Here is a 25,738-nt window from a genome sequence, read left to right on the forward strand (position 1 = left end):
AAGTTGCAGATACCACGCAATGAAAATGCGTTCAGTTCTTGAAGAAGAGGTGACGATGACGCGCCCCAAAGGGGCGCGGGGAACTGCGCGACCAGCCACAACGCACCCGCACCCGAAGAAGTCGGCCAGGACCCAGCGTCAGCGAAGCCGCTGGCTGATGACCTTCGACACACCGTCGCCCTGCATGGAGACGCCGTACAGCGCGTCGGCGACCTCCATCGTGCGCTTCTGGTGCGTGATCACGATGAGCTGGGACGACTCCTGGAGCTCCTGCATGATGCGGATCAGCCGCTGGAGGTTGGTGTCGTCCAGGGCCGCCTCGACCTCGTCCATGACATAGAACGGGCTGGGACGTGCCTTGAAGATCGACACCAGCATCGCGACGGCGGTCAGCGAGCGTTCGCCGCCCGACAGCAGGGAGAGCCGCTTGACCTTCTTGCCCGGCGGGCGGGCCTCGACGTCCACGCCCGTGGTGAGCATGTTGTCGGGGTCGGTCAGGATCAGCCGCCCCTCGCCGCCCGGGAAGAGACGGCTGAAGACGCCCTCGAACTCCCGCGCCGTGTCCCGGTACGCCTCCGCGAAGACCTGCTCGACGCGCTCGTCGACCTCCTTCACGACCTGAAGCAGGTCGGCGCGGGTCTTCTTCAGGTCCTCCAGCTGCTCACTGAGGAACTTGTGCCGTTCCTCAAGGGCCGCGAACTCCTCCAGGGCGAGCGGGTTGACCTTGCCGAGCTGCTGGTAGGCCCGCTCGGCCGCCTTGAGCCGGCGTTCCTGCTCGGCCCGGTGGAAGGACTTCGGCTGGTTGCGCGGGTGCTCGGGGTCGTCCGGCAGCACCTCGCCCTCGGCGGCGGGCGAGGGCGGCACCAGCTGGTGCGGGCCGTACTCGTCGACGAGTCCCGCCGGTTCGACACCGAGTTCCTCCAGCGCCTTGGCCTCCAGCTGCTCGATCCGCAGCCGCTTCTCGGCGCCGAGTACCTCGCCCCGGTGAACTGAATCCGTGAGTTTGTCGAGTTCCGCCTTGAGGTCGCGGCCGGTGCTGCGGGCGGCGGTCAGTTCCTGCTCGCGGCGGGCCTTCGCGGCTTCGGCGGCGGTGCGTTCCTGCTCGGCGCGGCCGACCGAGACCTCGACGTGTGCGAGCAGCTGCCGCGCGCCGGCGGCGACGGCCTCGGCGGCGGACGCCTCGTGGCGCAGCCGGGCCCGGCGCTGTTCGGCACGCGCGCGTGCCTCGCGTTCCGCGTGGGCGGCCCTGTCGAGGGAGTCGGCGCGGCCGGCGAGGCCCTTGACCCGCTCCTCGTGGGTACGGACCTGGAGGCGGGCCTCCATCTCGGTCTGGCGGGCGTTGGCGCCGTCGGCGGCCAGCCGGTCCCGTACGGAGGTGTCGGGCTCCTCCTCGACGGGCATCTCCTCGGCCACGGCGAGCCGCTCGGCCAGGACCTCGGCCTCTTCGAGGGCCTTGTCGAGAGAGTCCTGGGCGCGGGCGGCGGCGGCCGTGGAACGTTCCGCCTCGCCGGCCGCGCCGCGGGCCTGGCCGGCGAGGCGGCCGAGCTGCTGGGCCACGGCCGACTTCTCGCGGTCGGCGGCGCGGCGCCGCTCGCCCAGTTCCTCGACGAGGGCGACGCACTCCTTGCGGAGCGCCTGGGCCGACTCCTGGGCCTCGGCCAGTTCCTCGCAGCGGACGGCGAGCTCTTCCAGCTCGGCCGCGGCCTCGTCGACGGAGGCCTGCACTTCGAGGAGGCTGGGTGCGCCGGCGGATCCGCCGTGCGCGAAGTGGGCGCCCAGGAGGTCGCCTTCGGCGGTCACGGCGGTGAGGTGGGGGTGGCGGTAGACAAGATCCTCGGCGGCATCGAGCGTGTCGACGACGACGATGTCCGTGAGCAGCCGCCGTACTGCGGGCATCAGGTCGCTGGGACCGCGGACCAGGTCGGCGGCGAAGTTCCCTGACGGGGGTGCCGTGGTCGGTCGCCGGCCGGGTGCGGCGCCGTCGTGGCTGGCCGCGCCGTTCCCCGCGCCCCTGTCGGGCGCTGCCCAGTCGGCGGCCTCTTCGAGGGGCGCGGTCGGTCGCCGGCCGAGTGCGGCGCCGTCGTGGCTGGCCGCGCCGTTCCCCGCGCCCCTTTGGGGCGCTACGGACTGGGGTGTTTCGGAGTGTGGCGCGTCCGGACGGGGCTCTACGGACTGGGGTGTTTCGGAGTGTGGCGCGTCCGGACGGGGCACCTCGGACCGGGGCGCTGCAGAGCTGGGTGCTGCGGGCTGGGGGGGTTCAGGGGAGCCTGACAGTAGGAGGGCTGCTCTGCCGCCGTCCTGTTTGCGGAGGAGGCGGATGGCTTCGGCCGCTGCGGCCGGGGTCGTCACCGCGATGGCGTCTGCCGCGGTGCCGAAGGCCGCTGCCAGGGCGATCTCGTGGCCCGGGGTCACCGTGAGCAGTTCCGCCGCCTGGCCCAGGATGCCGGTGAGGCGGTCCCGGGCGCCGAGCAGTATTCCTGTGCCGTCCTTGCGGCGCAGGCCCAGCGCCAGCGCCTCGCGACGGGCCTGGGTCGCGGCGCGGCTGCGTTCCGCCGCCGTGACCGCCTCGCGGGCCGCGGTCAGGGCGGCCTCCGCCTCGGCGAGCTGCTGCTTGGCCCGGTCGTGCTGCCCGGCCAGTTCCTCGTCGCCGGCGTCGAGACCGTCGACCTCGGCCTTCAGCGCCTCGTACTCCTCCTGCGCCGAGACCGCCCGCTCCTGGGCCTCGTCGCGGGCGGCGGCCAGCCTGTCGATCTCGGCCTGGGCGGACGCGGCGCGCGAGCGGGCCGCGTTGACCTGGCCGTTCAGCCGGGCCAGGCTCTCGCGGCGGTCGGCGATGGAGCGGGCGACGTCCTTCAGGCGCCGTTCCTCGACGGTCAGTTCGCGTTCCAGCTCGGCGCGGTGCGCGACCGTGTCGTCGAGGGCGTGCTGGGCCGCTTCCAGGGCGGCCTCCAGCTCGGCCTCCTGCTCACGGATCCGGTGCGCCTCGCGCTCCATGTCCTCGGGGTCGCGGCCGCGCCGTTCCTCGGGGGGCGCGGAGGTGGCGCTCTTCACCCGGGCGTCGGCCAGCGAGATGGTGCCGCGGACGCGTTCGGCGAGCTGGGAGAGCTCGTACCAGGTCTGCTGGGCCCGTTGCAGGCGCGGGGAGAGGCGGCGTACCTCGTCCTCCAGCAGCGCCTCCCGTTGGAGGGCCTTCCTCAGCTCCTGCTCGGCGGTTTCCTTGCGTTCCTTGAGGGCGGCCTCGTCGGCGACCTCCGTCCGGAGTGCCTGGCGCAGTCGTACGAGGTCGTCGGCGAGGAGGCGCAGCCGGGCGTCGCGGAGGTCCGCCTGGATGACCGCGGCCCGGCGGGCGACCGCGGCCTGGCGGCCGAGGGGCTTGAGCTGGCGGCGGAGTTCGTCGGTCAGGTCCTGTACGCGGGCCAGGTTCGCCTGCATCGCGTCCAGTTTGCGGAGGGCCTTCTCCTTGCGCTTGCGGTGTTTGAGGACACCCGCGGCCTCCTCGATGAAGGCGCGGCGGCCCATCGGGTCCGCGTGCAGGACCGAGTCGAGCTGGCCCTGGCCGACGATGACGTGCATCTCGCGGCCGATGCCGGAGTCGGAGAGGAGTTCCTGGATGTCCAGGAGGCGGCAGGTGTCGCCGTTGATCTGGTACTCGCTGCCGCCGTTGCGGAACATGATCCGCGTGATGGTGACCTCGGCGTACTCGATGGGCAGGGCCCCGTCGGAGTTGTCGATGGTCAGGGACACCTCGGCACGGCCCAGCGGGGGCCGCCCGGTGGTGCCGGCGAAGATGACGTCCTCCATCTTGCCGCCGCGCAGCGACTTGGCGCTGTGCTCCCCCATGACCCAGGTGAGCGCGTCCACGACGTTGGACTTGCCCGAGCCGTTCGGTCCGACGACGCACGTGATCCCCGGTTCGAACCGGAGCGTGGTCGCCGAGGCGAACGACTTGAACCCGCGGAGGGTCAGGGCCTTGAGGTGCACGCCGCCGGACTCTACCCGGCGCCGCTACCGCACTCCACGACCCCTCGCAACCTCGCGGTTTCGCACATGAACATGCAGGGCACATCAGACGTTAAAGAAGGTGAAAGGATGCGCGGGGCTGGAACGGGCGGGGAGCGGGGGCGCAAGAAAGAAGGGACGCCGGGGCGTCCCTTGCAAATCTTGACAACTTAAGCGGTTGAAAGGGCTGCCCAACCGCCGCATGTGCTGTTGTGGAGCGATGCAGCGATCAGGTGAGCGCAGGCTCCGCCTGGTGTGCGTCGATGCTCTCCATGATCCTGTCGGGAGAAGCGGCAGCCGTCAGCTCGTCGTTCTCGGCCTGGATCCGTACCAGCTCGGATTCGAGGTCCTGGACTCGCTGCTGGAGCCGTCGCATCTCGGCGAGGAGTCGCGGGTCGGAGCCGCCGACGTAACCGAGAAGCGCCTTTGCCATGATGGATGGTCCTCCACACTGAGTGACCGACCGAAGCGGTGTGGGTCGTGAGGGATTCGCACCCGCGGTGCTTGACACATCCGAGTGTTGCTCGACTGTTGCGCCATGCCAAACAGCTAAGGTGCGCGGGGCTTTCAGCGTCTCACCAAAAAGTTTGACGGTCAACACGATCACGCCCCGTATTGGCGGGCGAACCCGGGGTCGGGCGGCCCTGGGCGGGCGGCGCGGCGACTCCTGCGGGGCCCTCAGGGCGTGGCGATCATCTGTAAGTGCGGAGCCTGCCACGACGCGCGTTTCTTGGCAACCACCAGGCCATTTCTGCTCGGGGCACATGCCGGTGGCAGATCACTCCGCTTCCGCCTGCACGGCTTTACAGAGTGGGCTCAACGGATGGCGAAGCCGTCGTAGCCGCCGCGGGGTGTGTCCCAGATCTCGGTGACACCCTCCACACGCCCGGGCGTGTCATCACCCTGGAGCCAGTCGAGCAGCCCTTCGCAGCCCGTCCGGGAACCCTCCGCGACCACCTGGACGCGACCGTCGCCCAAATTGAGAGCAAAACCACTCAGGCCGCCGATCTCCAGCGCCTTGGCACGCGTGAACCAGCGGAAACCCACACCCTGCACACGTCCACGGACCCAGGCGACCAGTCGCACATCCTCGCTCATGGGTGCAACCTAACCGCCCAATCTCACTCGGGACACTTCCTCCTCCGGCGGTATGGGGTACCGTCCCCACCCATCGAAACTCATATGAAACTCACTCGATCGAGTGAGTCTGGTCGACCAGAAGGAGTCACTGGCCACACCGGCCCCTGGTCGACCCCGACTGCGAGGACGAGGGAAGAAGGCAAGGACATGGGACGCCACCGACGCCACGCCGCCGGCCGCGCCGCCACGGGCCGCGCCACGGGGGTCACGGAGAACGACGGCCCGTACCCGGGCGGCCACGATCCGCAGGAGTCGTACGCGGGCCTCCGCTTCGGAACCGGCACGGCCGCCTACCTGCACCAGGACGACTACGCCACCGCCAACGCCCGCAGCTCGACCTACCTGTACGCGACCGACGACGGCTACTCCGGGGCCTCCGACACGACCGTCTTCTCGGTCGAGGAGTTCTCCCCGGCCGGGGCGAGCTCCGTGGACCGCGGGCACCGGCGCAGAAAGAGGTCGGGGCGCCCCGTGGCCACCGGACTGCTCGGGGTCTCCGCCGCCGTCGCCATCGGCACGGTGGCGGTGGCCACCGGTGTGGTGCCCGGCCTGGAGAACTACAAGCTCGGCGGCGGCAGCAGCACGACCGGCGGCGAGCAGGTGCAGGCCGACGGAGCGCCCACCAACACGGCCAGCGAGCAGGGCGGCACCTCCGGCAGCGCCGAGAGCCGCGGCACCGGCACCTCGACCAGCCGGGACGACCGGCGTGCCGCCTCGCCCACCCCGTCGGCGTCCGCATCCGAGTCGGCGTCCGCCTCGGCCTCCGCGTCCGCCTCCGCCTCGTCCAGCCCGACGAAGACGGCGACCGAGAAGCCGGCGTCCACCGCCACTGCGTCCACGGCACCGAAGGCCACCCCGAGCAAGACGGCCACCAAGGCGCCGGTGAAGACCGCCGCGCCGATCACCTCCTCCGAGGCGGCCGTCGTCGAGGCCGAGGTACTGAAGCTGGTGAACGAGGAGCGGGCCAAGGTCGGGTGCAGCGCGCTGGCGGCGAACTCCTCGCTGACGGACCTGGCCGAGGCGTTCAGTGCCGACATGGCCGCGCGGGACTTCTTCGACCACACCGACCCGGACGGCAGGACGCCGTGGGACCGGGCCGCGGCGGCCGGCATATCCAACCTCGGTGGCGAGAACATAGCCCGCGGCCAGGCCACCGCGCAGGCTGTCATGGACGCCTGGATGAACAGCGAGGGCCACCGCGCCAACATCCTGAACTGCGACTTCAAGACCCTCGGGGTCGGGGTGCACTTCGGTTCGGGCGGCCCCTGGTGGACGCAGGACTTCGGGTACTAGTCGGGTCCGGCGACCGGCAGGGTGCGCTAACCAGTGGTTAGCGCACCCTGCCGGTTAGCGCTGTGCTCACGTACGCTTGACGTATGACCATCACGCAGGACAGCGTCGCGGAGCCGGTTCCCCCGTATGACGCCTTCGCACGGGCCTGTCCCTCCCGCACCACCCTTGAGCACGTCATGGGCCGCTGGGGCGGGCTGACGCTGAGCGCACTGCACGAGGGGTCGTTCCGGTTCAACGAGCTGCGCCGGCGCGTGGACGGCGTCAGCGAGAAAATGCTCTCCCAAACGCTCCAGGCGCTGGAGCGCGACGGCCTGGTGCACCGCGAGGCGCAGCCGACCAACCCGCCGCGCGTCGACTACGAACTCACCGCGCTCGGCCGCGAGGTCGCCGACCGCCTGCTGGCCGTCGTCCACTTCGTGGAGAGCCGGATGGACGAGGTGCTGACCGCCCGCGCGCGTTACGACGAGACGCGCGGCACCCGCTGACACTTCGGGCAGAAGTAGCTGGACCGGTTCATCCAGGGCCGCCGGTGCATCGGCGTACCGCACCGCCGGCAGGGCAGGCCTTCGCGGCCGTACGCGTCCAGCGAGCGGTCGAAGTACCCCGACTCGCCGTTGACGTTGACGTACAGGCTGTCGAAGCTGGTGCCGCCGACGGCCAGGGCCGCGTTCATCACGTCCCGCACGTGGCCGAGGAGTTCGGCGGTGCGGGGCCGGGTGAAGCCGGAGGTCGGGCGCTCGTAGTGGATCCGGGCGCGCCAGAGCGCCTCGTCCGCGTAGATGTTGCCGACTCCGCTGATCAACGACTGGTCGAGCAGCGCCCTCTTGATGGTGGACCGCTTGCGGCGCAGCGCCTGGTGGAAGGCCTCGTCGTCGAACAGCGGGTCCAGGGGGTCGCGGGCGATGTGCGCGATGACGTCGGGCAGCCCGTCGGGGGTGTTGTCGTGCAACGACAGTCCGCCGAAGGTGCGTTGGTCGACGAAGCGGAGTTCGGTGTCGACCTCGTCGGCGAACCGGACGCGGATGCGCAGGTGCTTCTCCTCCGGCGCCGCGTGCGGCTGGACCAGCAGCTGGCCGCTCATCCCGAGGTGGGCCAGGATCGACTGGTCGGTGTCCTCCAGCGGCAGCCACAGGTACTTGCCGCGCCGGCTCGGGGTGCCGATGCGGTGGCCCTTGAGCCGGTGCGTGAAGTCGTCGGCGCCGGCCAGGTGCCGTCGTACGGCGCGCGGGTGCAGGACCTCGGCCTCGGCCACGACACGATGGGCGACCCATCGCTCCAGGCCGCGCCGTACGACCTCGACCTCGGGCAGTTCAGGCATCGGGACTCCCGTGCAGGACCGTGGACGGTCCGAGCGCCCGCCTCCGTGGAACGGTGGCGGGCGCTCGGGCTGCGCTGTTCGTCAGGCGGAGGCGGCGGACGACGGCGAGCCGTCGTCCTCCTCGGCCGCGGCCCTGGCGGCCTGCTCGGCCGCCGCGGCCTTGGCGCGTTCGTCCGCGGCGGCGCGGATGGCGCGCCAGGCGGACTCGGCGGCCTGCTGCTCCGCCTCCTTCTTGCTGCGGCCGGTGCCGGTGCCGTACGAGACGCCTCCGACGCGGGCGGCAGCAGTGAAGGTCTTCTCGTGGTCCGGGCCGGTCTCCGTGACCAGGTACTCGGGCACGCCGAGGCCCTCCGTCGCGGTGAGCTCCTGGAGACTGGTCTTCCAGTCCAGGCCGGCTCCGAGGTTCGAGGACTTCTCGATCAGCGGGTCGAAGAGCCGGTGCACCAGCTCGGACGCCGAGTCGAGGCCCTGGTCGAGATAGACCGCGCCGATCACCGCTTCCAGGGTGTCGGCGAGGATGGACGCCTTGTCCCGGCCGCCCGTGCCCTCTTCGCCCCGGCCGAGCCGGATGAAGGAACCCAGGTCGAGACCGCGACCCACTTCCGCCAGCGCACGCGAGTTCACCACCGCGGCCCGGAGCTTGGCCAGCTGGCCCTCGGGCAGATCGGGGTGGGTGGTGTACAGCGTGTCCGTGACGACGAGGCCGAGGACGGAGTCACCGAGGAACTCCAGCCGCTCGTTCGTCGGCAGGCCGCCGTTCTCGTACGCGTAGGAACGGTGGGTCAGCGCACGCACCAGAAGGGCGGACTCAAGCTTGTAGCCGAGCCGCCCTTCCAGAAGCGTGTGGGACGAGGCCGTGCTGTCCGCCTTCTTCTTGGCGGTCAGGTCCGCCTTGGGCTCTTCGCCCTTCTTGGGACTGGACACAGTGCCTCTCACCTGGCCGCTCAGACTTCGAGGACCTGGCGCTTGTTGTAGGTGCCGCAAGACGGGCACGCGATGTGCTGCAGCTTGGGCTCGTGGCAGCGCTCGCACGCAACCAGGGTGGGGACCGCAGCCTTCCACTGCGACCGGCGGTGGCGCGTGTTGCTGCGCGACATCTTCCGCTTCGGAACAGCCACGGCTACTTCTCCTGCTTCTCGTCGACGCCCGCTTCCGCGTCAGCGCCGGACATCTCGTCCTTCTCGCCGTCCTTGGTGGAACTGGCGAGTCCCTGCAAAGCCGCCCAACGGATGTCGACGGCGTCATGGTGGTGGTCCGGGTCGTCCGTGAGCCGGGCTCCGCACTCGGAGCACAGGCCCAGACAGTCGTCCTGGCACACCGGCTGCATCGGCAGTGCGAGCACCACCGCATCACGCAGCACGGGTTCGAGGTCGAACAGGCCGTCCTCGATGAAGTACCTGTCCTCGTCGTCCTCGGCGTCGTCGCCCGGTTCCGCGATCACGCGGCCCCGGTCGTCGGCGTCAGGGTACGAGAACAGTTCCTGGAAGTCCGCTTCGAGCTCCTGCTCGACCGGCTCCAGACACCTTACGCACTCCCCCTCGGCCTGTGCACGGGCGGTGCCGGTGACGAGCACACCTTCCATGACCGACTCAAGCCGGAGTTCGAGCTCCACCGGGGCGCCCTGCGGCACTCCGATGACCCCCTTGATACCGAAGTCCTCGGGGGCGTCGATCGTGCGGGTCAGGCGCTGCAAGGCACCGGGACGCCGCCCCAGCTCGTGTGTGTCGAACACGAACGGGTTGCGGTGGTCGAGGCGCGCGTGAGGAGCCATTCCTGCTTTCGATCTTCGAGTTCAGAGGGATGCCGCCCGGAGATGTCACCGGGCAGCGTTGATCGCGGACGTAGACGCGACCGAAGAGCCAGGATACTGGACCTTTCGCTGTCGGCCCAATCCGGCTGCCCGCCGGCTGCCGCCGGCCGGCCTTCCGCCGGGTTTCTACAGGCCCCGGCCCTGTTCGTAGGCCCGCAGCTGGTCCGGCGTGATCATGCTGGTGTCGAAGAGGCTGGTCTCGTCGAGGTCGTACGACTGGTGGTGCTGGGCCTGCTGGACCGCCGGCTGCTGCTGGGGGTCGTAGACGGGCTGCTGGCCGGTGTCGTAGCCCTGGTAGGCGGCGGCGTACGGATCGGCCTGCTGGTAGCCGTAGGGGTCCTGCTGGTAGCCGTACGCGTCCTGCTGGGCGTAGACGGGCTGCTGCTGGGGGTAGCCGTACGGATCCTGCGCCACCGGCTGCTGCACGGGGTGCTGGTCGTACTGCGGCTGCTGCGGGGACTGTGCGGCGGCGGGCTGCTCGGCCTGGGCCGTGCGGGCCGCCCGGTCGTCCTGGTCGGCGAGCGCCGCGAGGTCGGCGAGGTAGTCGGCGTCGCTGGAGTGCTGGAAGGTCGTGGTGTCGTCGGCCAGGGCGCCGAGGTCGTCGGAGGCGATCCGGCCGTGCAGCTTGGCGCGGCCCTTGCCGACCGCCTCCAGGGTCTTGGCGAGGACCGCCTCGAAGGCGCCGAGCTTGACGTCGACGTACGCGTCGGCGTCCCGGCGCAGGGTCTCGGGGTCATGGCTGCGCTCGGGGGCGTCCTCGTCCTCGTAGCCCTGCTCGTCCAGGCCGGGGCCGGTGCCGAGCAGCTTCTCGCGGCCGCGGCCGACCGAGCCGAGGGTCTTGGTGAGGACGACCTCGAAGTTGGCGAGCTTGGAGTCGACGTAGTCGTCGGCCTCCGCGCGGACCTCCTCGGCCTCCTGACGCGCCTCGGTGAGGATCCGGTCGGCCTCGGCCTGCGAACGGCGGGCCACCTCGGTGTCGGAGATCAGCGAACCGCGCTCGGCGTGCGCGGTCTCGATGATCCGCTCGGCCTCCATCCGGGCCTGCTCGACCATCTGGTCCCGGTCACCGATCAGCTCCTGGGCCTGCGCGAGCGAGCCGGGCAGCGCCTGGCGCAGCTCTTCGAGCATGGCGAGCAACTCGGCGCGGTTGACCACGCACGACGCCGACATGGGCATGGACCGGGCGCCGGAGACCGAGCCCACGATCTCGTCGAGCTTCTTCTGCACGTCCACCTGTGCTCGCCACTCTCTACAGCTGGGTTGGAGACGGACGGGACGACTGTAGCCCCATCAGTCCTTGCCGAGACGCTTGTTGAGGGCCTCCAGAACGGCCGGCGGAACCAGGTGGGCGATGTCGCCGCCCCACTGGGCCACCTCCTTGACCAGCGAGGAGGAGAGGAAACTGTAGGTCGGGTTGGTCGGTACGAAAAGCGTCTCGACGCCCGACAGGCCGTTGTTCATCTGGGCCATCTGCAACTCGTAGTCGAAGTCGCTGACGGCCCGCAGGCCCTTGACGATGGCCGGGATGTCGCGCTGCTTGCAGAAGTCGACGAGGAGGCCGTGGAACGCCTCCACCCGGACGTTGCCGTAGTCGGCGGTGACCGTGCGGATCAGCTCGATCCGCTCGTCGATCTCGAACAGGCCCTTCTTGGACTTGTTGATCATCACGGCGACGTAGACCTCGTCGTAGAGACGGGACGCACGGGCAATGATGTCGAGGTGTCCGTTGGTGATCGGGTCGAACGACCCGGGACAGACGGCGCGGCGCACTTGTGATCCCTCGCTCTCCGGTCCGGTCATCGTGCGTCTTCGCACGTAGAGGCGGCGCGACCGTACCAAAACGTTCCCTCGCCGTAGCGACGGGACCGGAGGGCCTCGAAGCCGGCCGGCCAGCCGAAGGTGCCGCCTCTGGTGCTGCGCTCCACGGTGACGAGGGCATCGGGCGCGAGCCAGCCCCCGGAGCGGAGTGTGAGGAGAATCTCCCGAAGATCGTGATCTGTGACCGCGTACGGGGGGTCGAGGAAGACGATGTCGTACGGTTCCGCGGGCGCCGGTGTCCGGATGATCTGTTCGGCTTTGCCCGCTCTTACTTCGGCGCCGGGCAGGCCCAGATTCCTTACGTTTTCACGTACGACGCGGGCGGCTCTGGGGTCGGCCTCCACGAGGAGGGTGTGGCCGGCACCCCGGGAGAGGGCCTCCAGGCCCACGGCGCCCGAGCCGGCGTAGAGGTCGAGGACGCGTTCGCCGTCCAGGGGGCCGCCGAGGAGGGACTGCCAGGTGGAGAAGAGGCCTTCGCGCGCGCGGTCGGAGGTGGGGCGGGTGCCTGTGCCTGGCGGCACCGTCAGCCGACGTCCACCGGCTGCGCCGGCGATCACGCGGGTCATGGGGGGGTCCTTCTTCGAGGGCGGCTTTGCGGGTTCAGTCTGGCAGCCCCAGGAAGGGGGTGCTTGGCCGCCGTCGGCGAGTGCGGCTCGTCCGTGGCCGGTCGCGCAGTTCCCCGCGCCCCTGGGTTGGTCACCGCTAGCCCTTTTCCAGGTACTGCTCTCTCTCCTCGTCCAGGAGGGCGTCCAGGGCCGTTCGCAGGCCCGGGAGGTCGGTCAGCTCAGGGTCTTCGGCCACCAGGGCCGTCGCCTCCTGCCTCGCCTCCGCGATGATCTCCTCGTCCTCGATGACCGCGAGGACACGCAGGCTGGAGCGGGCTCCCGACTGGGCCTGGCCGAGGACGTCGCCCTCTCGCCGCTGTTCCAGGTCGATTCTCGACAGCTCGAAGCCGTCCAGGGTGGAGGCGACCGCCGTCAGGCGCTGGCGGGCCGGGCTCGCCTCCGGCATCTCCGTGACCAGGAGGCAGAGACCGGCGGCCGAGCCCCGGCCCACGCGGCCGCGCAGCTGGTGGAGCTGGGAGACGCCGAACCGGTCCGCGTCCATGATGACCATGGCGGTGGCGTTGGGGACGTTCACGCCGACCTCGATGACCGTGGTGGCCACCAGGACGTCCGTGTCGCCCGCGGCGAAGCGGCGCATCACCGCGTCCTTGTCGTCGGGGTGCATACGGCCGTGCAGGACCTCGACCCGGAGTCCGGTCAGCGGGCCCTTGGCGAGGTGATCGGCCACGTCCAGGACGGCCAGGGGCGGGCGCTTCTCCGCCTCGTCCTCGGCCGACTTCTTCGCCTTCTTCGGGTCGGCCGCCTCGTCGATGTCGTCGCCGATGCGGGGGCAGACGACGTAGGCCTGATGGCCCTTGGTCACCTCCTCGCGGACCCGTTCCCAGGCGCGGGCCAGGAAGTGGGGCTTGTCGGCGGCGGGGACGACGTGGGTGGCGATCGGGGAGCGGCCGGCCGGGAGCTGGTCGAGGACCGAGGTCTCCAGGTCGCCGAAGACGGTCATCGCGACCGTGCGGGGGATGGGGGTCGCGGTCATGACGAGGAGGTGGGGCGGCTGTCTGCCCTTGCCGCGGAGGGCGTCACGCTGTTCCACACCGAAGCGGTGCTGTTCGTCCACGACCACCAGGCCGAGGTCGTGGAACTGGACCTTGTCCTCGATCAGCGCGTGGGTGCCGATCACGATCCCCGCCTCGCCGGTGACCAGGTCCAGCATCGCCTGGCGGCGGGCCGCCGTGCCCATCGAGCCGGTGAGGAGGACGACCTTGGTGGCGTGGTCCGCGCCGCCGAGCATGCCGCCCTCGGCCAGCTCGCCCATCATCTCCGTGATCGAGCGGTGGTGTTGCTGGGCGAGCACCTCGGTGGGGGCGAGCATGGCGGCCTGACCGCCCGCGTCGACGGTCGCGAGCATGGCGCGCAGGGCGACCAGTGTCTTGCCGCTGCCCACCTCGCCCTGGAGCAGGCGGTGCATCGGGTGTTCCGTCGCCAGGTCGTCGAAGATCTCCTTGGAGACCGTGCGCTGGCCGTCCGTGAGGGTGAACGGGAGTCGGTCGTCGAAGGCCGTGAGGAGGCCGTCGGGGGTCGGCCTGCGGGCCACCGCGGGGAGCAGGGCGTCCGCGTGCCGGCGGCGGGCCAGGGCGACCTGGAGGACGAAGGCCTCGTCCCACTTCAGGCGGTCGCGGGCCGCGGCGATGTCCGCCTTGGTGTGCGGGCGGTGGATCTTGAGAAGGGCTTCGGGGAGGGAGACCAGGCCGCGGCCCTCGCGGAGGGCGGGCGGAAGGGGGTCCAGGGCCTCCGGGGCGCTGGGCAGGACCGTCTGGACCGCCTTGCCGATCTTCCAGGACTCCAGTTTGGCGGTGGCCGGGTAGAGCGGGATCAGGGCTCCTGCCCAGCTCTCCACGGATTCGGCCGGGTCGTCACCGCTGAGCAACTCGTACGCCGGGTGTGCCAGTTGGAGACGTCGGTTGAAGACGGAGACCTTGCCGGCGAACATCGCGCGGGTGCCCGGCAGGAGTTCCTTGTGGGGTTTGTGCACGCCGTTGCCGAAGAAGACCAGTTGGAGCCGGCCGTGGCCGTCGGTGATCGTGACCTCCAGGCGCTGGCCCTTGCCGCGGGGCGCCTTGGCGGAGGCGAAGGTGTGCAGCCGGGCGTCGGCGACCATGGCGACCACCGTCACGTGCTCGTCCATGGGCAGGTCGGCGAGGTGGGTGAGCTGGCCGCGCTCCTCGTATCTGCGCGGATAGTGGTGCAGGAGGTTGCCGACGGAGTGCAGGCCGAGATGCTCGGCCATCACCTTTGCGGTGGCTGGGCCGAGCACCGACTTCAGCGGCTGTTTCAGCGGTTCTTCCAGTGCGGGCACGAGATCCATTGCACACCACACCACTGACAATGCCGCATATGTCTCGGGAAACCCCTGGTCAGGCGGCCGTTTTGAGTCATAGGATGGCGCGCTCCGGCCATCCTTCCGCGGTCACCACCCCACCCGGGACCGCCCGACCCCGCGCCGACCTCGTCTTCCCCCCTCCGGCGCAGCGACGATGGACTCCCAGACCTCACAGTCATCCCAGGCATCACAGCCGCCTCATACGTTCCAGGTCGACCTGCGTGGTCTGGTGGACCTGCTCTCCCACCACCTGTACTCCAGCCCCAAGGTCTACCTGCGCGAGCTGCTGCAGAACGCGGTGGACGCGATCACCGCGAGACGGGCCGAACAGCCCGACGCCCCGGCGCGGGTGCGGCTGTACGCCGACGGCAGTGCCCTCCGGGTGGAGGACAGCGGCGTCGGGCTCACCGAGTCGGACGTGCACAGCCTGCTCGCGACCATCGGGCGCAGTTCCAAGCGGGGCGACGGGCTCCAGGAGGCCCGCTCCGACTTCCTGGGCCAGTTCGGCATCGGGCTGCTGGCCTGTTTCGTGGTCGCCGAGCGGATCCGGGTGGTCAGCCGCAGCGCCCGGACGCCGGACGCGCCGCCCGTGGAGTGGACGGCGCGCGACGACGGGTCGTACACCGTGCGGACGTTGGCGCCCGAGGCGCGGCCGGAGCCGGGTACCACCGTGCACCTGGTGGCGCGGGCGGGTGCGGCGGAGTGGCTGGACGAGCGGCGGGTGCTCGCGCTGGCGCGGGACTTCGGGTCGCTGCTGCCGTACGACGTACGGGTGGGCGAGGAGGCGGTCACCGACCTGCCGGCGCCCTGGGACCGGCCGTACCCCTCCCCCGGCACCCGGCGGGTGGCGCTGGCCCGGCACTGTCACGAGCTGTTCGGGTTCACGCCGTTGGACTCGATCGCGCTGGACGTGCCGCTGGCCGGGATCCGCGGGGTGGCGTACGTGCTGCCGTCGGCGGTGAGTCCGGCGCAGCGGGCCACGCATCGTGTGCACCTCAAGGGCATGCTGCTCACCGAGCGGGCCGAACAGCTGCTGCCGGACTGGGCGTTCTTCGTGCGCTGTGTCCTGGACACGGACAGTCTGCGGCCGACCGCCTCGCGCGAGTCGCTGTACGAGGACGAGACGCTGGCCGCCGTACGGGAGGCGCTGGGCGAAAGGATTCGGTCCTGGCTGACCGGTCTTGCGGCCGGGGATCCGGAACGGCTCTCCGCGTTCCTGTCCGTGCATCACCTGGGTGTGAAGTCGCTGGCCCGGCACGACAAGGAGATGCTGCGGACGATGCTGCCGTGGCTCCCCTTCGAGACCACCGACGGGCAGCTGTCCCTGGAGGAGTTCGCGCAGCGGCACCCGGTGGTGCACTTCACGCGGACGGTCGAGGAGTACCGGCAGGTCGCGCCGATCGCCTCCGCGCAGGGCGTCGGTGTGGTCAACGGCGGTTACACGTACGACAGCGAGCTGGTCGAGGCGCTTCCGTCGGTGCGGCCCGGGACGGTGGTCGCGGAGCTGGACGCGGACACCGTGACCGCGCATCTGGACGCGGTGGACCCGGCGGAGGAGCTTGCGCTGGCGGGGTTCCTGGGGGTGGCGCGGGCGAAGCTGGACCCACTGCAGTGCGACATCGTGCTGCGGGCCTTCCACCCGCTCTCGGTCCCCGCCCTGCACCTCGACGACCGGGCCGCCCGCCATGAGCAGGCCCGCGCGGAGGCCGAGGAGCAGGCCGACGACCTGTGGGCGGGCATCCTGGGTTCGCTGCGCGGCAGCGCGCCCCGCGCCCGGCTGGTGCTCAACCACCTCAACCCGCTGATCCGGCGGATCAGCGCGCTCAAGGACCCGGAGCTGATCGGCACCGCCACCGAGTCGCTCTACGGTCAGGCGCTGCTGATGGCCCAGCGTCCGCTGCGGCCGGCCGATTCGGCGCTGCTCAACCGCTCGTTCATCGGCCTCCTGGAGTGGGCCACTCATGGGGAAGGCGATCGCTGATGGAGATTGCTGACTTCGACTCGCTGCGCCACGCGCTGGCGGAGAACTCCGAGGAGCCGGAGGGTCCCGCCCGCAACGCGCGCGCCGAGCAGCTGCTGGTGGCGGCCGAGAAGCTGGACATCCCGCTCGCCGTGATCGAGGCGCTCGGGCACCAGCTGAAGGTCTACAACTACAGCTCCGAGAAGGACAAGATGTTCGTCCCGTTCGCGCGGCTGCTGCGGATGTGGGACGAGCGGCCCGAGGACTTCGACGAGTACGAGACGCACTCGCTGCACTGGGTCTTCAAGTGGATGACGGCCGGCATGCTCGACCAGCCGCACGTCCCGCTCGCCTCGATCGAGAAGTGGCTGGGCGAGATGGAGCACCGCTACCGGCTGGCCGGGCACTCCGAGCGGGCGGTGCGCGGCGCCGAGTTCAGTGTCGCCGGGCACGTCGGCGACCTGGCGCGCGCGGAGCGGGCGTACACGGCCTGGCTGGCGGCGGACCGGGACCGGATGGCCGACTGTCACGCGTGCGAGCTGCACGGGCAGGGCGGCTGGCATCTGAGGAACGACCGGTACGCGGAGGCCCTGGAGGTGTGGGGGCCGGTGCTGGACGGCGAGTACAGCTGCGCCCACGAGCCGCACACGGTCCTGGCGTCCTCGCTGGTGGCGCTGTTGCGGCTCGGCCGCGTCGACGAGGCGCGGGCGCACCATCTGCGGGGTTTCCGTCTCGTCCGGCCCATGGAGAGCATGCGGGGCGCCTACGCGGACCACGTCGAGTTCTGTGCGCTGACCGGCAACGAGGCACGCGGTCTCGAACTGCTGGCGGAACGTCCCGCCTACTTCACGGACACCGGGCAGCCGCGCAGCCGGATGGAGTTCCTCGCGGTGGTGGCGCTGCTGATGGACCGGCTGACCGGGCTGGGGCTGGGCGGGCAGCGGGTGCCGGGACCCGTCGGGCGGGCGTGGACCGCCGGGGAACTCGCCGGGCACGCGCGCGTGGAGGCCCTGGAGCTGGCCGCGCGGTTCGACGCCCGCAACGGCACCTCCTACGTCGGCGACCAGTTGCGCGAGCGGATGGCTCAGCGGCCGCTGGCGGACCGGCTGCCGCTGGGTGTGCGGGCGGCCCGGACGGCGCCCGTCGGGCTCCCCGCGCCGGACGTCGCGGCGCCCGCGCCGGAGCGGCCGGAGCAGTCCGAGCAGCCGTCGCTGCCCGCGCTGCTGGCCGAGGCGCGCCGGCTGTCGGACACGCTCCGGCCGCACGCGCTGGAGGCCTGGGCGGCGGTCGCGGAGGCCGCCGAGGAGACCGAGGTGGACACGTACGTCCGCGCGGAGATCGCCGACCACACGGCGATGGGGCGCGGCCCCGAGGGCGTCGGGCTGTTCGAGCGGGCGGCGGAGCTGTACGCGGCGGCGGGCGACGAGGGCGAGGCGATCGCGGCACGCGCGCGTGCCGCCTACGTCCGCGCGCTGTCGGGGGAGCTGGACGAGGCGCTGGCCGCGATCGACGAGCCGTACGACCGGATCCTGGCCCTCTACGCCGACGACGCGACCGGGGTGCGGCAGACGGCGTCGGTGCTGATGAGCCGGGCGCGGATCCTGATGCGCCGGGTGCACGAGCGGTCCGCGGGCGCCGAGGACGCCGAGCGGGCCGTACGGGAGCTGCTGGCGCTGGTCGGCGGGCGCGGCGGGTCCGACGTGCGGCTGGTGTCGCGGGCCGCCGAGGGGCGGGCGATGCTCGCCGAACTGGCCGAGCACGCCGGGGACGGGGAGCGGGCGGGCAAGCTGTTCCGGCAGGCCACGGCGCAGTTCGTCGGCGCGGAACTGCCATGGTTCGCGGTCGAGTACGAGGTGCGGGTGGCCGCGCTCGCCCATGAGCAGGGCGACCTGGCCGAGGCGGAGCGGGCGCTGCGCGCGGCGCTGGAGCACGGCGGGCCGTACGTGGAGCCGGTCGGGCGGGCGCAGCTGCATCTCCAGCTCGCCGAGGTGGTCGGCGGCCGGGGGGCGGCCGCGGAGGCCGCCGAGCATGCCTTGGAGGCCGCGCACTGGGCCGACGAGGCCGGGGAGAGCGGCACGCTGGGCGCGTGGGCCCGGCATCAGCTGGGAGGCTTCCTGCTGCGGCAGGAGCGGTTCGCGGAGGCCGCCGAGGTGCTGGAGTCGGCGCTGGCCGACCTGCGGGCCGAGACGCACGGCGACGGCGCGGTCGTGCAGACGCAGTGGTGGCTCGGGGACTGTCTGAGCGAGCTGGGCGAGCACCGTGCGGCGGCCGAACGGCGGTTGCAGGCGGCCGAGATCGCCCGGCACTGGCCCGAGCAGCACGACCACGCCACCCTGGCCCACCTGGCCGCCGAGTCGCTGGGCAACGCGGGGCTGCCCGCCGAGGCCGACCAGGCGTACACGCGGGCGGGCGAGCTGTGGCGGGCGATGGGCAATGTGCACTTCCTGGTGCGTTCGCTGCGGGCCCGCGCGTGGCTGGCGCTGCGGACCGGGGCGGGGGCGCAGGGCGCGCGGCAGCTGATGGCGGACGCGGTCCGGGAGTGCGAGTCGGCTCTGGAGACCGTCGGGGATCCGGCTGCCGCCGAGCGGCTCGCCGGTGAACTCGGGCACACCCACCGGCAGTTCGGGGACCTGTTGGCCCGTTCGGTGCCGGAGGACGCCGACGACCCGGCGATCCGGGAGGCGTTCGAGGCGGCGCTCGCGGAGATGGCGGCGGCGGTCTCGGTGTTCGGCGCGCTCGGCGAGGAGGGGCTGCACGGCCGCACCGGCGCCGAACTGGCCGCGGGCTGGCTGGAGGCGGACCTGAGCCGGCCGGCGGACGCGGCGGCACGCGCGCGTGCGGTGCTGGACGCCTACGAGGGCGCCGACCCGGCCGACGAGACGGTCCGGGCCAGGCGGGCGGAGGCCAGGCAGCTGCTGGAGCCCACGGAGGAGTGAGGGAGGCCGGGAGCGGGGCTCACTCGACGCCGATGAGGAGCGGAGCCCCTTGCCGGCCGCCCCGGTAGACCACCGTGTCGACGGCGAGGTACGACTCGCGCACGCGGGCCTCCAGGCGGTCGGCGACGCCGTCGGGGGCCTCGTCGCCGAGGACGAGGGTGACCATCTCGCCGCCGGCCTGGAGCATGCGGTCCAGGACGGTCTCGGCGGTGGCGGTCACGTCCGAGCCGATCACCGCCACGTCGCCGTCTATCAGGCCCAGCACGTCGCCTGCCTGGCAGATGCCGGCCATGGTCCAGGACTGCCGCTCGGCGACCACGACCTCGGCGTAGCGGGTGGCGCCGGCCGCCGAGGTCATCTGCACGACGTCCTCGTCGAAGCGGCGGTCCGGCTGGTGCACCGCGAGCGCGGAGATGCCCTGGACCGCCGAGCGGGTCGGGATGAGGGCGACCCGGATGCCCTCGGCGCGGACCTGCTCGGCCGCCGCGGCCGCGGTGTGCCGCAGGTCGGCGTCGTTGGGCAGCAGCACCACCTCGCGCGCGTGGGCGCGGCGGACGGCGTCCACCAGTTCCCCGCTGGCGGGCGGCTCCCCTGGGCGGGCGAGCACGGTGGTCGCGCCGGCCTCGGTGTACAGCCCGGCCAGTCCCTCCCCCGGCACCACGGCCACCACGGCCCGCTGCACCCGCTCGCGCGGCGGCCGCTCCCCGCCGGTGTGCACGTCCCCGGCGCGGAAGTGCGTGATCCGGATCCGGTAGGGCCGCCCGGCCTCGATCCCCGCCTCCACGGCGGCACCGGCGTCGTCGACGTGCACATGGACGTTCCACAGGCCGTCGCCGCCGACCACCACCAGGGAGTCGCCGAGCGCGTCGAGCCGGGTCCGCAGCCGGTCCACGGCGGTGTCCCCGGCCTCCAGGAGGTAGATGACCTCGAAGGCGGGCCCGCCGGCGAGCTCGGCGCAGTTCTCGGCGCGGGCGTCGGAAACGGCGTCCACGCGCGCGTGCCCGGCCTGGCCCGGCCCGCCGACGTACAGGTCGAAAGCCGTCGGGGTCTCCCCGGTGAACACCTCCACCAGTGCCCCGAGCACCGCGACCAGTCCCCGCCCGCCGGCGTCCACCACCCCGGCCCGCTCCAGCGCGGCCAGTTGTCCCGGGGTCGCCGCGAGCGCCTTGCACGCACCCTCGTAGGCGGCCCGCGCGACCGCCCCGCAGTCGCCCTCGGCCGCGTCGGCGGCGTCCGCCGCGGCCGCCGCGACCGACAGCACCGTGCCCTCCACGGGGTGGGCGACGGCCTGGCGGGCGGCGTCGGCGGCGTGCCGCAGGGCGAGCCGCAGCGCGTCGGCGTCGATATGAGTCGCGTCACCCTCGGTGAGGACGTGCGCCATGCCCCGCAGGAGCTGCGCCAGGATCGTGCCGGAGTTGCCGCGCGCGCCTATGAGGGCGCCGTGCGCCATCGCGCGGACGGCGTCGGCCAGGGTCGGCACCTCCTCACCCAGCTCGTAGCCGGCGAAGACGGCCTCCACGGCCCCCGCGGCCGACTCCACCGTCATGTAGAGGTTCGTGCCGGTGTCGCCGTCGGCCACCGGGTAGACGTTGATCGCGTCGATCTCCTCGCGCGCCCGGCCGAGCGCGCCGAGCGACAGTCCGCACCAGGTGCGTACCGCGAGAGCATCGAGGAATGTCTGCGGCACCTGCGCCACCTGCGCCTCCTTGAGCTGGCCGGACGTGGACGCAGCGTAGACCCCGGAAGGGTGTCCGCCGGAAGAGGGCCGGGGGCGGGCCCCTGAGCTGCCATGCTAGTTTCGTCTAACGGACGCAGCCGTTGTATGCTGCTCCGGTTGCCCGATCTGATCGGGCCATTCCCCTGGCAACGCCACTCAAGATCCCAGATTCCTAGGATCTGGATCCCGGCAAGCCGGGATCCAACCGTAAGTGCATCTGAAGTCTTTGGAGTGACCCGTGGCTGCCAACTGCGACGTCTGCGGCAAGGGGCCGGGCTTCGGCAACAACATCTCGCACTCGCACCGCCGTACGTCTCGCCGCTGGAACCCGAACATCCAGCGTGTGCGTACCGTGGTCGGCGGGACGCCGAAGCGCGTGAACGCTTGCACCTCGTGCATCAAGGCCGGCAAGGTCTCGCGCTGACGCACTGTCGCTGAGCGCGCGGCCACAGCTGGTTCGCTGCACTGAGCCGGTCCACCCCTGGGTGGACCGGCTTTTTGCCTTGCCCCGAATTCCGGGCCCCTGGACGTGCGCACCGCCGACGGCACCCCGCTGGACCCCGGCGGCCACCGACTGACATCAAGCTGCGGGGGTATCCCTTCTGACCGGCGCCCCGAGGGCCCAGCCATGGCCCACGGGCCCGATCCCGGCGCCGAGCGCGAACCCGGCCGCGATCGCCCCGGTGACGTACTCCTTGGCCGCCGCCACCGCCTCCGGCACGGACTCCCCCCGCGCGAGCCGCGCCGCGATCGCGGACGCGAGGGTGCAGCCGGTGCCGTGGGTGTGCCGGTTGTCGTGCCGGGGGGCGCGCAGCCAGTACTCCGCGGAGCCGTCGGTGAGCAGGTCCACGGCCTCGCCGGGCAGGTGCCCGCCCTTGATCAGCGCCCACGCCGGCCCGTACGACAGCACGGCCGCCGCGGCCCGCCGCAGGTCCGCCTCCGACTCGACGCGCACGCCGGTGAGCCGGGCCACCTCGTCGAGGTTGGGGGTGGCCACGGTGGCGACCGGGAGCAGTCTGGTGCGGACCGAGTCCAGGGCGGAGGCGGCGAGGAGCGGGTCACCGTGCTTGGAGATCCCGACCGGGTCGACGACCACGGGGGCTCGGGTCCCGGCGACCAGTTCCGCGACCGTCTCGACGAGTTCCGCCGAGGCGAGCATCCCGGTCTTCACCGCGTCGACCCCGATGTCGTCGACCACGCTCCGGTACTGGGCACGGACCGCCGCCACCGGCAGCTCCCAAGTGCCCTGCACACCCACGGAGTTCTGCGCGGTGACGGCCGTCACCACGCTCATGCCGTGCACGCCGAGCGCGAGCATCGTCTTCAGGTCGGCCTGGATCCCGGCCCCGCCGCCCGAGTCGGAGCCCGCGACCGTCAGTACGCGCGGCAGGCTCATGTCTCGATGTCCCCGAAGTGGTCCCAGCCGCCCTTGCTGGTCCAGGGCGCTCCGTCGACCGTCACCTGGGGCAGCGCGGAGGGGTTCAGGACCTCGCCGATGACCTTCCAGCGGGCGGGCAGCTTCACGTCGGGCGGGAAGGTGGCCACGATCGCGTGGTCCTCACCGCCGGTCAGCACCCACTGCATGGGATCGACGCCGACGGCCTGGCCGATGTCGTTCATCTGGGTCGGGATGTCGATCGCGCCGGAGCGGATGTCGATACGGACCTTGCTGGCCTCGGCGATGTGCCCGAGGTCGGCGATCAGCCCGTCGCTCACGTCGCACATCGCGGTCGCGCCGAGGGCGGCGGCGGCCGGGCCCGCGTGGTACGGCGGCTCGGGGCGGCGGTGCGCCTCCACGAACGCGCGCGGCGAGCGGAAGCCGCGGGAGAGCACCGCGTAGCCGGCCGCGGACCAGCCCAGCCAGCCCGTGACGGCGATCAGGTCGCCGGGCTGGGCGCCGGCCCGGGTGACCGGCTCCTGGTTGCGCAGATCGCCGAGCGCGGTGATCGACACCATGATCGTGTCGCCGCGGACCACGTCACCGCCGACCACCGAGGCACCGGCCACCTGGCACTCGTCGCGCAGGCCGTCCATCAGCTCGCTGGGCCAGGTCACCGGCAGTTCGGCGGGCACCACCAGGCCGAGCAGCAGCGCGGTCGGCACGGCCCCCATCGCGGCGATGTCCGCGAGGTTCTGCGCGGCCGCCTTGCGGCCCACGTCGTAGGCCGTGGACCAGTCCCGGCGGAAGTGCCGGCCCTCCAGCAGGATGTCGGTGCTCGCCACCACCCGGCGGTCGGGCGCGGCGACCACCGCGGCGTCGTCGCCGGGACCGACCCGGACCGCCGGAGTGGTGGTGAGACGGGAGGTGAGCTCCCTGATGAGCCCGAACTCCCCCAGCTCACCAACAGTGCCCTTCATTGCCCTTACGCCCCTTCTCTGCCGTGCCGGGCCCGCTCGCGCGTCACCGTCGTCCTGGATACGGTCGAGGTGACCGTCAACTTGTGTCGTGCCTGCACCCTGGCGCGCAAGCCCCTGTCCGCGCAGGTCTCCCCGCGGTGAGCGGCGACGCGATACCGTGGCGTTCCTTTTCCCCACATGATCCTCGTGGCCGCCCTGGAGGTTCCGTGGTACAGGCGTACATCCTGATCCAGACGGAGGTCGGCAAAGCGTCGACCGTCGCCGAGACGATCAGCAAGATCCCCGGAGTCATCCAGGCCGAGGATGTGACAGGACCGTACGACGTCATCGTGCGCGCGCAAGCGGAGACCGTCGACGAACTCGGCCGGCTGGTGGTCGCGAGAGTCCAGCAGGTGGAAGGCATCACCCGCACCCTGACCTGCCCGGTCGTCCATCTGTAGCCCCCGTCTAGGCTTGGCCGGTGAACTTCTTCCGTCACCGGCCATTCGGTGTGCCCGCGCTCGCCGCGCTGATGATCGCCGCGGCAGTGGGCTGCTCATCAGCAGACGACGCCCCGTCGGCGGCGGTTCCCAGTCCGGGCGGGGCGGTTGCGAAGCTGTGCGACCACCTGGACGGGGTGCTGCCGAAGAAGGTCGACGGGCTCACGCGCCGTGACCCCGAGCCCTCGTCCGCGCTGACCGCCGGCTGGGGGGACCCGGCGATCATACTGCGCTGCGGTGTCGAGCGGCCTGCGAAGATGGCCGATCCGGAGGCCGACGGGGTCGAGGTGAACGGGGTGGGGTGGCTGCTGGAGCAGCGGACCGACAACTCGTTCCGGTTCACGACGACGTTGCGGAAGGCGTATGTCGAGGTGACGATTCCGGCGGGGCGGACCGGGGACGGCATGGCGCCGTTGGTGAGCTTGGCGCCTGCCATCAAGAAGGCGGTGCCTGAGGGGATTGCCGACTAGGCGAAGGCCGCCCGGGGCTGGGCAGCGCCCCGTCAGCGGCGCGGGGAACCGCGCGACCAGCCACGACGGCGCCGCAGTCGGCTGACGGCGTATTGCTCGCCTATTCGGCCGCGGGTCGTCGGTGGTTGCTCGCGCAGTTCCCCGCGCCCCCAAGGGGGCGCGTCAGCGCAGGCCCGTCGAACGGTTCAGGGCTGCCTGGATCAGGCGGTCGATGAGGTCGGGGTAGGTGACGCCGGTCGCCTGCCACATCTGGGGGTACATCGAGATCGGGGTGAAGCCCGGCATCGTGTTGATCTCGTTGATGACGAACTCGCCGTTCTCGGCGAGGAAGAAGTCGGCGCGGACCAGACCCTCGCAGGACGCGGCCTCGAAGGCGTCCACCGCGAGCTTCTGGACCTCGGCGGTCTCCTCGGGGGTGAGGGGGGCCGGGACGATGCCGGGGGTGGAGTCGATGTACTTGGCCTCGAAGTCGTAGTACGCGTGCTCCGAGGGCGGTGGGATCTCGGCCGGGACCGAGGCGCGCGGGCCCTCCTCGAACTCCAGGACGCCGACCTCGATCTCACGGCCGCGCACGGCCGCCTCGACCAGGATCTTCGGGTCGTGGGACTGGGCCTCGGCGATCGCCTCGTCCAGGCCGGAGAGGTCGTCGACCTTGGTGATGCCGATCGACGAGCCCGCGCGCGCGGGCTTCACGAACAGCGGCCAGCCGTGCTCACCGGCGAAGTCGACGATCCTCTTGCGGGCGGCGGACTCGCCCTGCTTCCACTCGCGGGGGCGGATCACCAGGTACGGGCCGACCCTGAGCCCGAACGAGGTGAACACCCGCTTCATGTACTCCTTGTCCTGGCCGACGGCCGAGGCGAGCACGCCCGAGCCGACGTAGGGGACGCCGGAGAGCTCCAGGAGGCCCTGGAGGGTGCCGTCCTCGCCGAACGGGCCGTGCAGCATCGGGAAGACCACGTCGACCTCGCCGAGCGCCTTGGGCACCGAGCCGGGCTCGCTGTAGACGACCTCGCGGTTGGCCGGGTCGACGGGGAGGACCACGCCGCCCTCGCTGGACTCGGCGAGATCGCCGACCTCCGGCGTCCGGCGCTCGGTGATGGCCATGCGCTCGGGTTCGTCGGCCGTGAGCACCCAGCGGCCTTCCCGGGTGATGCCGATCGGCAGGACGTCGTACTTCGTCCGGTCGATGGCGTTCAGGACGGCTCCGGCGGTGACCGTGGAGATCCCGTGCTCGGAGCTGCGGCCGCCGAACACGACGGCCACGCGCGGCTTGCGAGCGGGCTGCTCAGGGCTCTGGGGGAGGTTCTCGGTGCTCATATCGGGTTGAGAGTACCCGGTGGTAGGGCCCCGAGACAGCGTCGGCGGGGCGCGAGTGAGCCGAAGGGGCGCGCCGGTGCCGAGGGCGCGAGCACGCGGAGGCCCGAAGGTCCGAGCACGGTCGCGCCCGCGGCACCGGCTGTGGCACCCCGGAGCGGACGAGCAGGAATTCGGGGC

22 protein-coding genes are annotated in these 25,738 nt (G+C 71.9%); 7 read left to right on the top strand and 15 right to left on the bottom strand.

Annotation, left to right across the window (positions count from 1 at the left end; translation table 11 throughout):
• Window positions 1-138: 138 nt before the first annotated feature.
• From IEZ11_RS19460 to IEZ11_RS19470, 3 genes are all read right to left on the bottom strand, one after another.
• On the bottom strand, window positions 139-3,981 hold the full coding sequence (locus tag IEZ11_RS19460; RefSeq protein WP_189264067.1) for an SMC hinge domain-related protein: 3,843 nt from the start codon (window positions 3,979-3,981) through the stop codon (window positions 139-141).
• Window positions 3,982-4,228: 247 nt separating this feature from the next.
• A complete protein-coding gene (locus IEZ11_RS19465) occupies window positions 4,229-4,432 on the bottom strand; it encodes a hypothetical protein (RefSeq protein WP_089099736.1) in 204 nt (67 codons plus the stop codon).
• A gap of 383 nt (window positions 4,433-4,815) precedes the next feature.
• Window positions 4,816-5,097, bottom strand: a complete 282-nt coding sequence (locus IEZ11_RS19470) for an acylphosphatase (RefSeq protein ID WP_089098517.1) — start codon at window positions 5,095-5,097, stop codon at window positions 4,816-4,818.
• A 189-nt stretch (window positions 5,098-5,286) separates the two neighbouring features.
• Here IEZ11_RS19470 and IEZ11_RS19475 point away from each other — a divergent pair, with 189 nt between their 5' ends.
• Together IEZ11_RS19475 and IEZ11_RS19480 are read left to right on the top strand one after the other, a co-directional pair.
• Entirely contained in the window at window positions 5,287-6,432 is a 1,146-nt protein-coding gene (locus IEZ11_RS19475; RefSeq protein WP_189264068.1) for a CAP domain-containing protein, read from the top strand.
• Window positions 6,433-6,515: 83 nt separating this feature from the next.
• A complete protein-coding gene (locus IEZ11_RS19480; protein WP_189264069.1) occupies window positions 6,516-6,917 on the top strand; it encodes a winged helix-turn-helix transcriptional regulator in 402 nt (133 codons plus the stop codon).
• On the opposite strand, the gene mutM is transcribed toward IEZ11_RS19480, so the two are convergent.
• The 8 genes from mutM to recG form a co-directional block, all read right to left on the bottom strand.
• A complete protein-coding gene (gene mutM / locus IEZ11_RS19485) occupies window positions 6,890-7,750 on the bottom strand; it encodes a bifunctional DNA-formamidopyrimidine glycosylase/DNA-(apurinic or apyrimidinic site) lyase (protein WP_189264070.1) in 861 nt (286 codons plus the stop codon). The two genes, IEZ11_RS19480 and mutM, sit on opposite strands and share 28 nt — an antisense overlap.
• 81 nt (window positions 7,751-7,831) lie before the next feature.
• Window positions 7,832-8,686 carry a ribonuclease III gene (gene rnc / locus IEZ11_RS19490; RefSeq protein ID WP_189264071.1) on the bottom strand — a complete coding sequence of 285 codons (855 nt, stop codon included), beginning with the start codon at window positions 8,684-8,686 and terminating at the stop codon, window positions 7,832-7,834.
• Between the two features lie 8 nt (window positions 8,687-8,694).
• Window positions 8,695-8,868, bottom strand: coding sequence for a 50S ribosomal protein L32 (rpmF, locus tag IEZ11_RS19495; protein ID WP_007493396.1), 174 nt, complete (start codon window positions 8,866-8,868; stop codon window positions 8,695-8,697).
• A 2-nt stretch (window positions 8,869-8,870) separates the two neighbouring features.
• Window positions 8,871-9,521, bottom strand: a complete 651-nt coding sequence (locus IEZ11_RS19500) for a YceD family protein (RefSeq protein ID WP_189264072.1) — start codon at window positions 9,519-9,521, stop codon at window positions 8,871-8,873.
• Window positions 9,522-9,686: 165 nt separating this feature from the next.
• Window positions 9,687-10,793, bottom strand: a complete 1,107-nt coding sequence (locus IEZ11_RS19505) for a F0F1 ATP synthase subunit B (protein WP_189264073.1) — start codon at window positions 10,791-10,793, stop codon at window positions 9,687-9,689.
• Window positions 10,794-10,850: 57 nt separating this feature from the next.
• Entirely contained in the window at window positions 10,851-11,330 is a 480-nt protein-coding gene (gene coaD / locus IEZ11_RS19510) for a pantetheine-phosphate adenylyltransferase (protein ID WP_229713212.1), read from the bottom strand.
• 26 nt (window positions 11,331-11,356) lie between these two features.
• The gene (rsmD, locus tag IEZ11_RS19515; RefSeq protein WP_189264075.1) at window positions 11,357-11,944 is read right to left on the bottom strand and encodes a 16S rRNA (guanine(966)-N(2))-methyltransferase RsmD; all 588 of its coding nucleotides are present in this window, start codon (window positions 11,942-11,944) and stop codon (window positions 11,357-11,359) included.
• 136 nt (window positions 11,945-12,080) lie between these two features.
• A complete protein-coding gene (recG, locus tag IEZ11_RS19520; protein ID WP_189264076.1) occupies window positions 12,081-14,306 on the bottom strand; it encodes an ATP-dependent DNA helicase RecG in 2,226 nt (741 codons plus the stop codon).
• A 169-nt stretch (window positions 14,307-14,475) separates the two neighbouring features.
• Here recG and IEZ11_RS19525 point away from each other — a divergent pair, with 169 nt between their 5' ends.
• Window positions 14,476-16,302, top strand: a complete 1,827-nt coding sequence (locus IEZ11_RS19525; RefSeq protein ID WP_189264077.1) for an HSP90 family protein — start codon at window positions 14,476-14,478, stop codon at window positions 16,300-16,302.
• Window positions 16,299-19,217 (top strand): tetratricopeptide repeat protein, encoded by a 2,919-nt coding sequence (locus tag IEZ11_RS19530; protein ID WP_189264251.1) that lies wholly within the window; start codon window positions 16,299-16,301, stop codon window positions 19,215-19,217. The genes IEZ11_RS19525 and IEZ11_RS19530 overlap by 4 nt, the downstream gene beginning before the upstream one ends.
• Window positions 19,218-19,236: 19 nt before the next feature.
• On the opposite strand, the gene fakA is transcribed toward IEZ11_RS19530, so the two are convergent.
• The gene (gene fakA / locus IEZ11_RS19535) at window positions 19,237-20,913 is read right to left on the bottom strand and encodes a DAK2 domain-containing protein (protein WP_189264078.1); all 1,677 of its coding nucleotides are present in this window, start codon (window positions 20,911-20,913) and stop codon (window positions 19,237-19,239) included.
• A gap of 259 nt (window positions 20,914-21,172) precedes the next feature.
• On the opposite strand from fakA, the gene rpmB reads away from it, so the two are divergent.
• Window positions 21,173-21,358 carry a 50S ribosomal protein L28 gene (gene rpmB, locus IEZ11_RS19540; RefSeq protein WP_003993230.1) on the top strand — a complete coding sequence of 62 codons (186 nt, stop codon included), beginning with the start codon at window positions 21,173-21,175 and terminating at the stop codon, window positions 21,356-21,358.
• A 156-nt stretch (window positions 21,359-21,514) separates the two neighbouring features.
• Here rpmB and thiD read toward each other — a convergent pair whose 3' ends face one another.
• Both thiD and IEZ11_RS19550 read right to left on the bottom strand, forming a co-directional pair.
• Complete coding sequence (gene thiD / locus IEZ11_RS19545; protein ID WP_189264079.1) at window positions 21,515-22,330, bottom strand: bifunctional hydroxymethylpyrimidine kinase/phosphomethylpyrimidine kinase; 816 nt, start codon at window positions 22,328-22,330, stop codon at window positions 21,515-21,517.
• On the bottom strand, window positions 22,327-23,292 hold the full coding sequence (locus IEZ11_RS19550) for a thiamine-phosphate kinase (RefSeq protein ID WP_189264080.1): 966 nt from the start codon (window positions 23,290-23,292) through the stop codon (window positions 22,327-22,329). The genes thiD and IEZ11_RS19550 overlap by 4 nt, the downstream gene beginning before the upstream one ends.
• Before the next feature lie 206 nt (window positions 23,293-23,498).
• On the opposite strand from IEZ11_RS19550, the gene IEZ11_RS19555 reads away from it, so the two are divergent.
• Window positions 23,499-23,732: an Lrp/AsnC family transcriptional regulator gene (locus IEZ11_RS19555; protein ID WP_189264081.1), complete on the top strand. Its 234-nt coding sequence runs from the start codon at window positions 23,499-23,501 to the stop codon at window positions 23,730-23,732.
• A gap of 20 nt (window positions 23,733-23,752) precedes the next feature.
• Complete coding sequence (locus IEZ11_RS19560) at window positions 23,753-24,241, top strand: DUF3515 domain-containing protein (protein WP_189264082.1); 489 nt, start codon at window positions 23,753-23,755, stop codon at window positions 24,239-24,241.
• 162 nt (window positions 24,242-24,403) lie between these two features.
• Here IEZ11_RS19560 and IEZ11_RS19565 read toward each other — a convergent pair whose 3' ends face one another.
• On the bottom strand, window positions 24,404-25,561 hold the full coding sequence (locus IEZ11_RS19565) for a D-alanine--D-alanine ligase family protein (protein WP_189264083.1): 1,158 nt from the start codon (window positions 25,559-25,561) through the stop codon (window positions 24,404-24,406).
• Window positions 25,562-25,738 lie beyond the last annotated feature (177 nt).

The sequence above is a fragment of the Streptomyces fuscichromogenes genome, assembly GCF_014645815.1.
GTDB classification, from domain to species: Bacteria; Actinomycetota; Actinomycetes; order Streptomycetales; family Streptomycetaceae; genus Streptomyces; species Streptomyces fuscichromogenes.